The sequence below is a fragment of the Amaricoccus sp. W119 genome (assembly GCF_047275745.1).
Lineage (GTDB): Bacteria > Pseudomonadota > Alphaproteobacteria > Rhodobacterales > Rhodobacteraceae > Amaricoccus.
In genome coordinates this window covers 1-6,977 of the sequence record NZ_JBKQWU010000105.1, presented here as the reverse complement: position 1 = coordinate 6,977, position 6,977 = coordinate 1, and the positions used below count along the sequence as shown (strand labels likewise).

Here is a 6,977-nt window from a genome sequence, read left to right as displayed (position 1 = left end):
AGGTCGGTCGTCCCGATGAGGCGCTCGGCGGAGGCGATCCGCTGGCCGAGAATATACTGATGCGGCGGCAGCCCGGATGTCTGGCGGAAGGCGCGCAGGAAGTGGCTCGGGGACAGGCCGACCTGTCGCGCGAGATCGCCGATGCTCAGCTTCTCCGCGAGGTTCGCCTCGATATACGCGCTGACGACACCCCACATCCGCGGCGACAGCCCGCCGAGGTGCCGGCGCTTCGGATGATCGCCGAGCGAGGAGTAGTTCCGCAGGAGATGGGTCGCAAGCAGGGTGATCAGGCTGTCGACGCAGATGTCGCACGCCTGCTCGCCCCGCTCGANCGGATGATCGCCGAGCGAGGAGTAGTTCCGCAGGAGATGGGTCGCAAGCAGGGTGATCAGGCTGTCGACGCAGATGTCGCACGCCTGCTCGCCCCGCTCGACCTCCTCGCGGGCGAGCCGCGCAAGGAGCAGCGCCCTGTCATCGACCAGACCGAGCCTGGGCGGCCGGAGCTGGAAATCATCCTTGTCGAATTCCGCCCCGGCCAGACCCGTAAGCTGGCCGGGTGAGAGCGAGAAGAGCATGTTCTCCTTGGTGACGCGCCAGCGGGCAAAGATGTCGGCGCCGGCGGGGATGATCTCCACCGCGCCGGCGGGCGCGAAACCGATGGTCCGCCGCGCGCCCCCGAGCGCGACCTCCCGTTCCGGCTGCGGCGACAGCATGACCAGGGCCACATGCGACGGGGGGGTGAGGTTGATGTCGTTCGGACCGGTGCGTGTCCGGGCGACCCCGCCCTGATCCGTGGAACGCTTCGGACCCCAGGCGTCGGGGATCAGATCAAGCACCGTCTGTTCGTGCGACAAGTTGTCGCTCTGCGATTCGAGTAACATCGGACAAGCACTTTCTGTTCAATGAAGACTTTGAAAATTCTGGGCCGAGTTATCGCGATGGGATAAAAGTAACACCTTGGGGATCAATCCATCAACAATTCGTTGACAATTTTGCAGACACTTCTTGTCGCACCCTGAAATCTCGCGCTGACACACGCCGTTCTTCCCAAGGACCGCGCGCCCGGCCGCCATCGGCGGGGAGCCCGGCCGGGCAGACACGAGGAAAACGGCGCGGAAGCTCCAGAGCCGCCCGCGCCGGTGGAGGGACGTCCTGGGCTCAGGCGAGCAGAAGGTCGTCGGCGTAGTCGATGAAGTCGAACCCGACGATCAGGTCGTTGAAGTCGCGGTCGCCTCCGGGGCCCCCTGTCTCGAAGCCCCAGGTGTTGGCGCCGTAGTTCCAGAGCCGCGCGGCGTCCTCGCCGTCCAGCTTCTCGTTCCCCGCGGCGAAGCCGTAATAGACCTTTCCCTCGGTGAAGAGCCGCATGGCGATGATGTCGCCCGCGTCCGCGCCGGTGAACTCCTGGCTCGCGAACTTTCCATCTCCGGGACCGGCGACACGGGTCGCGCCATCGGTGGTCGCATAGGCATTCGCGCAGGCGAGGGCGCCGTAGCCCTTCTCGCCGGGGGCCAGGCCGTCGATCGTGCCGGCGAAATCGTCGACCTCGTAGACCTGCAACCTCACATCCTCCCCGGCCATCTGGCGCAGATTCACGGTGAAGTTCATGTCGTCCCGGCCCTGTTCGGTCTCCGCGACCGCGACATTGCGTGCGACGCGCATGGTGGCGCCGTCCGAGAAGAAGTCGACGAAGCCATATTCATTCGACAGCGCCCCCTGAACGGCCTCGGCCGCTTCGCCGCCGATCTTGAAGTGGAGCGCGTCGCCCGCGTCGAGCGCGATCTGGAACACGTCGCCCTGCGCCGCGCCATCGAACATGCCGATCAGGTCCGTCGACATCTGCTCGTCGAGGCTCTGTTCCGCGAGTCGCGAGGTCCAGGCGAAACGGTCCGAGGCCTCGGTCGAGAACCGCAGCTTCTCGCCGTCGACGCAGATCTTGCCGCGGGTCGCATCGGAGGCGCTCAGCTGGATCGATACGGCCTGATCGGCCCCAGCCGTCCAGCCGCCGTCGTCGGTTTCCTCGAGGATGGCGGGCGTATCGTAATAAAGCTCCTTGTGAGCGATCGCGAGCAGGGTCTCGGTCAGGACCGTGCCGTTCGGCGTGCCGAGACCCGTCGCGAGGTCGAACCCCTCGCCCGCGTCATAGCCGAAGCCCGTGGCGTTGACGGGCGCGCTCTCCTGGTGCTCCCCCTCGCCCCTGGTCACGACATAGCGCCCGTCCTCGTCATAGGCGAAGGTCGAGCGGTTGTTGCCGAACTGGACATCGCGGAAGGCCGCGGGGGTGATCACCGCCGCCTGATAGAGCAGGTCATTCGCATAGCCGAGGCTCGGCAGTTTCTGCGCGGCGAAGATCGTCTCGATCTGCTGGAAGAGCGCGGCCCAGAGCGGGGACGACGCGCTGGTTCCGCCCGAGAGGGTGGTCTCGCTCAGATCGCCGCTCGGCACGAGGTAGTGGAAGTTGCCCCCGGCGAGCGCGGAGACATCCGGCACGCCGCGGCCGGTCTCGGCGGGCGATCCGTCGACGCCGGGGCTGAGTCCGAAGTCTGCCTGGTAATCCGGGATCTCCAGCCGCTGATCGACGCCGCCGGACGAGGCGACGTTTTCGAGCAGTCCGGCGATCTCCTGGCCATCGAGGGCATACTGGTTCCAGACCGTCTCGATGATGGGAGTATTCGCGGTCATGTCCTTCGGCGCGACGGTCATGCCGCCTGCGATCAGCGCCCAGAGCATGCCGCGATCCTCCGTCCTGACCGCCTCCAGAACGGCTCCGAGCGTCGCATCGCTCTCGGCCTGTGTCAGCGTGCTGATCGACGTTCCGCCGACGACGGTCGTGAAGGGACTCGAGACGGTCATGTCGATATTGGGAATCCCGTTGCCCGTCGCGTTTCCCGAGCCGGTATCGCCCGAGGCCGAGAACACCGCGAGGTTGCTGAGCGCGGCGTCGGTGTAGAGCTCCTCCCAGGCGGCGGCGAAGGGAGACCCCGGCGCTGGACGCATCCTTTCCGCGAATGAGTTCGACAGGATCGACGGGTCCCGCGTCTCGTCGAAGATGACGAGCTGGAGACTGCCGAATACCGTCGCCCCGTCGTAGAGCCCGATCGTCGAGCGCGGGTTGACCACGCCGACCACGCCCACGTCGAGCGACCGTTCACTGGCCAGACCTTCACCGGCCTTTCCGGGAGGGTAGTCGGAGCGTTCCTCGTCGACCGTCACCGCGTAGATCGAGGTCTCGCCCACGAAGTGATTTCCCCGGAGGTAAGCGTTGAACGCATCCTCGAAATCCGCGCCTCCGGGGAGGGCGTCCCCGATCCCGGGCTCGGTCAGCGCCACCGTCGCCGTCGTGGCGTGCTCGCTCGACAGCGGAAACCGGTAGAAACTCGCCAGATTGTCCGCGTCGGTATGGCCGATCTCCGGGTCGGGAACCCCGTTGCCGATCCCCTGGGCACCCTGCGCCAGTTCGACGCTTGTCCCGCCAGAGAGGTCGTCCTCGGCCGCGCCCATCAGACCGGGCAGTAACAGACCCTCGATCGCGAGGTCGCCGGGATCGAGGGCGCCGTTCCAGAAGAGCGCGGGCGCGTCGCCGTCGTCATCCGCGTCGTCATCATCCGCGTCTTCGGCGTTGTCCCCGTCATCCCCCCCGGTATCCTCGCCGCTCCCGTCGCCCGCGTCCTCGTTTCCGTCCGCGTCCTCCTCCTCATCGTCCTCAGTGGCGTAGAGCTTCTGTCCGAGCAGCGCCTCGAAAGCCTCGGGATCGAGCTGGGCCCAGATCGTGCGTGTCGCCGGCGATGAGAGCGCGCTGTCGTCGTCCACCTCGGCCCCCGCGGCCTCGATCGCCGCGACCGTTTCCGCGTAGAGCGCGGGATCGGCGCCGTAGGTCGTCCAGAGCGCGCCCTCCGCGTCGAGCGCGGCCAGGCCTTCCTGCCGTTCGCCCCAGCTTCCCGAGAGCAGCGCCGACGGATCGTTGGCGCGCGGCAGGACGAAGGCGACGATGATCTCATCATCGTCGCCCGCGGCGGAAACATCCTCGGCATCGATCTCGTAGGCCTCTTCGACGGTCGTGCCCGAGTCGTATTCGGTGGCGTTCCAGCTTGTCAGATCGAGATAGGTCGATCGGCTCCAGTCGGTCATGGGTCCGCTCCATTCTCAAGGGCCGCGGACATGCGCGATCGGGCGCATGCGCGGGAAACTCGGCCGAAATGCCAATGGATGTCGTGTCCTGGTTCGGAGCGGCATGGCCGAGATCAAGCATCTCCGCGGACGCGACACCTGTCTGAAATCAGGTTCCGGCAGCACGGCTGTTTCGTGAAAGGCCCCGGACGCGGGGTCACCACTCGCAACCGGCTGGCCCAAACGGGGCCGAAAGGTGGGCGGTCCCGGCCGTCAAGCCGGGACCCGATCGCATGGGTTGCCTCCGGGACCTCCCCTCAGGCGCCCGGGGGCAACGCGGGCGTGAACTGGCTATTTCTTCTTCTAGAAATCCCGGAGGGCCTCCCGGTCCAGGTAGTCCTCGTCCGATTGCGCCTGAAGGCGCTGCTGCTGCATCATGCACTGGTTGAAGTCGGGCGAGCTCTGATCGATGCCGAGCTTGGCGCAGCCGGCGACATAGGCGTCGTGGTCCATCTTGTCGAAATCGATGCCGCAGCCGGCGAGCCCCACGAGCAGCAGGGCGAGAGCCGGGACGAATGGCGGGATGAATCGCATACGCATGAGTACTGTCCTTCCGTCGAATAGCGACCGGCGGGGCCCGTGCACGGTGTCTCTGAACCACCGTTTCCCGGTTCGCGGCCACAGCCGGATCGTTTTGGGCATTCTACGGATCGGGCGGTGAGCCGTCCTGACAGGTTTCGCGCATCCTGTCGGAAACCTGCTGGAAACACTGTATCCGCGGTTCCTCGTTCCTCCGCGAGATGCCTGCCCGCCTGCGCCGAACCCGGTCGGCCATGCCGCGTCATTATGATCGTTTCCTGCCAAACCGCGGGTTTCGAGCAAGGGAACCGCCTCCCTCCCGGGCTCGCGCTGGCCTAGAATCGGCGACGCGGTGGGGCCGATACGCTCGAGTCGGACCGCCATTCCCAGGCCCGTGCCCGGTCCGCCCCCCAAGGATGCACGAAGATCGGAAACCGGATGATCCAACTCGCTCTCCTGCTTCTCGGCGCGCGCGCCGTCCGGCCGCTCTGGCCCCTGCTTCTGCTACTCGGGCTCGTCTGGATCGCGCTCGGGATCTGGCTGCTCTTCAATCTGCGAAACCGGGGCGTCGTCTTCGTCGAGGACACGCTTGCGATCTTCCTCGCGCTCGAAGGCGCGGTGCTGCTGCTCGGGGCGGGCGCGCTCGGGCTCCGCCAGGGCTGGGGCGCGGCGGCGCGGGGCCTGTGCTTTCTCTTCGCCGCCTTCCTCGTCTTCAACGTCGAATGGGATCACAACCTCGGCGCGATGGTGGTCTTCGGCGCGGCCTTCGTCGCCGACGGCGCGTTCCGGATCGCCTCGGCGCTGGTCCTGCGCGACAGCCGGCTGACGCGGGGTGTGATCACGGGGGTGATCTCCATCCTGCTCGGCTTCGTGATCTTCGCGCGCTGGCCATTGCCGCGCGACCTGACGGTGCCGTTCTGCATGGCCCTGCTCTTCATCGCCTCGGGCCTCGTCATCCTGCGCGCGGCACGGCAGTTGCGGCGCCTGCCCGAAGGCGCGTCGGTGACGGCGCTGCCGTTCTATACCGCGCCCAACTGGCAGGCCCGGGGCGTCGTCGTTCCGGCGCTCGACGCCGGCGCCGGACCGGTGCCCGGCGCGCTCAACGTGCGGATCTGGACCGCGACGGGCTCGATCGACGATCCCGAGCGGATGCTGGTCGTGGACCGCTACATCGCGACCCTCGACAAGCGCGGTGTCGTCTCGACCGGCCACGCGGCGCTCGAAGCGCCGCCCGATCTCTATGTCAGCCATTATCCGGCGCGGGAGCTCGAACGCGCCTCGGACGAGCTCCTGACCATCCTCCATTCCGGCGGCCAGAACGACGTTCCCGGCAAGTTCCAGCCCTCGCTCGCGGTCGAGGCGGGAGAATGGTGCATGCCGGACCAGACCGTCACCTTTCATCGCTTCAACGATCAGGCCCTGCGCGCCTTCTGGTCGGTCTATTCGCGGGACACGACCTACAACCTCTCGGCACGCAACTGCTCGACCACGGTCGCGCTCTGTCTCGACGCGGCGACCGAGGGGCTCGCCTCGACCGGCAGGCCGATCCGCGATTTCCTCCATCTCGTGTTCAATCCCGAGTTCTGGATGCTGCGCCTGATCCGGGCGCGGGCCGAAGGCATGACCTGGACACCGGGCCTCGTGCTCGATTATGCGCGCCTGCTCCGGCGGGTGCTCGAACACGGCCGCAAACGCTGGCGCGAACGGCTCTTCTCGGCGCTCGACGAGCGGCGGCGGGCGCGGAGCCTCCAGAGCCCCGAGGGCCAATGACCGGGACCGCGCGGACGCAAGCGGCGGTCATCGCGACCGCCGCCGCCTTCGGGCTCACCTACGGGCTGAGCGCGCCGCTGATCGCGCTCGAACTCGACGAGCGGGGTGTCTCGGGCGCGCTGATCGGCGCGAACGCGGCGATGCACGCGGTCGGCGTCCTCCTGATCGCCCCCGCGTTGCCCCGGATCGTTGGCCGCGCGGGTCTCGCCGCTCCGGCGCGGGCCGCGCTGATCGCCGCCGCCGTGCTGCTCGCGCTCTTCCCCGTGCTGCCGGTCCTCGCGGTCTGGTTCCTGCTGCGGGTCCTGCTCGGCATGTCGGCGGAATCCCTCTTCGTCATCTCCGAGACCTGGCTCTCGCAATCGACCGACGATCGGTCGCGGGCGCGCGTGATGGGCATCTATGTCGCGGCGATGTCGGCGGGGATCGCGCTCGGGCCCGCGATCCTCGCGGTCTCGGGGCGGGAAGGCGCCCTGCCCTTCCTCACCGGTTCGGCGCTGGCGCTCGTGGCGCTCGCGATCCTCGTG

5 protein-coding genes are annotated in these 6,977 nt (G+C 67.7%); 2 read left to right on the top strand and 3 right to left on the bottom strand.

The genetic code is table 11. The features are described from left to right. The 3 genes from ACLJK8_RS21445 to ACLJK8_RS21435 all read right to left on the bottom strand — a co-directional run. On the bottom strand, positions 1-836 hold an 836-nt coding region (locus tag ACLJK8_RS21445; RefSeq protein ID WP_413152452.1), incomplete at its 3' end, for an AraC family transcriptional regulator. Positions 837-1,158: 322 nt separating this feature from the next. Next, positions 1,159-4,125: a hypothetical protein gene (locus ACLJK8_RS21440; protein WP_413152451.1), complete on the bottom strand. Its 2,967-nt coding sequence runs from the start codon at positions 4,123-4,125 to the stop codon at positions 1,159-1,161. A 342-nt stretch (positions 4,126-4,467) separates the two neighbouring features. Beyond that, positions 4,468-4,704 (bottom strand): hypothetical protein, encoded by a 237-nt coding sequence (locus tag ACLJK8_RS21435; protein ID WP_413152450.1) that lies wholly within the window; start codon positions 4,702-4,704, stop codon positions 4,468-4,470. A gap of 417 nt (positions 4,705-5,121) precedes the next feature. Between ACLJK8_RS21435 and ACLJK8_RS21430 the strand changes: the two genes are divergently transcribed. Together ACLJK8_RS21430 and ACLJK8_RS21425 are read left to right on the top strand one after the other, a co-directional pair. Then, positions 5,122-6,453: an HdeD family acid-resistance protein gene (locus tag ACLJK8_RS21430; RefSeq protein ID WP_413152449.1), complete on the top strand. Its 1,332-nt coding sequence runs from the start codon at positions 5,122-5,124 to the stop codon at positions 6,451-6,453. Further along, a partial coding sequence (locus tag ACLJK8_RS21425) for an MFS transporter (RefSeq protein WP_413152448.1) occupies positions 6,450-6,977 on the top strand: 528 nt, incomplete at its 3' end. The genes ACLJK8_RS21430 and ACLJK8_RS21425, both read left to right, overlap by 4 nt.

Excerpts from the sequence above, each read along its gene's own strand:
- ACLJK8_RS21440 (WP_413152451.1), bottom strand. The coding sequence starts at position 4,125 with ATGACCGACTGGAGCCGATCGACCTATCTCGATCTGACAAGCTGGAAC.
- ACLJK8_RS21435 (WP_413152450.1), bottom strand. The coding sequence starts at position 4,704 with ATGCGTATGCGATTCATCCCGCCATTCGTCCCGGCTCTCGCCCTGCTG.
- ACLJK8_RS21430 (WP_413152449.1), top strand. The coding sequence starts at position 5,122 with ATGATCCAACTCGCTCTCCTGCTTCTCGGCGCGCGCGCCGTCCGGCCG.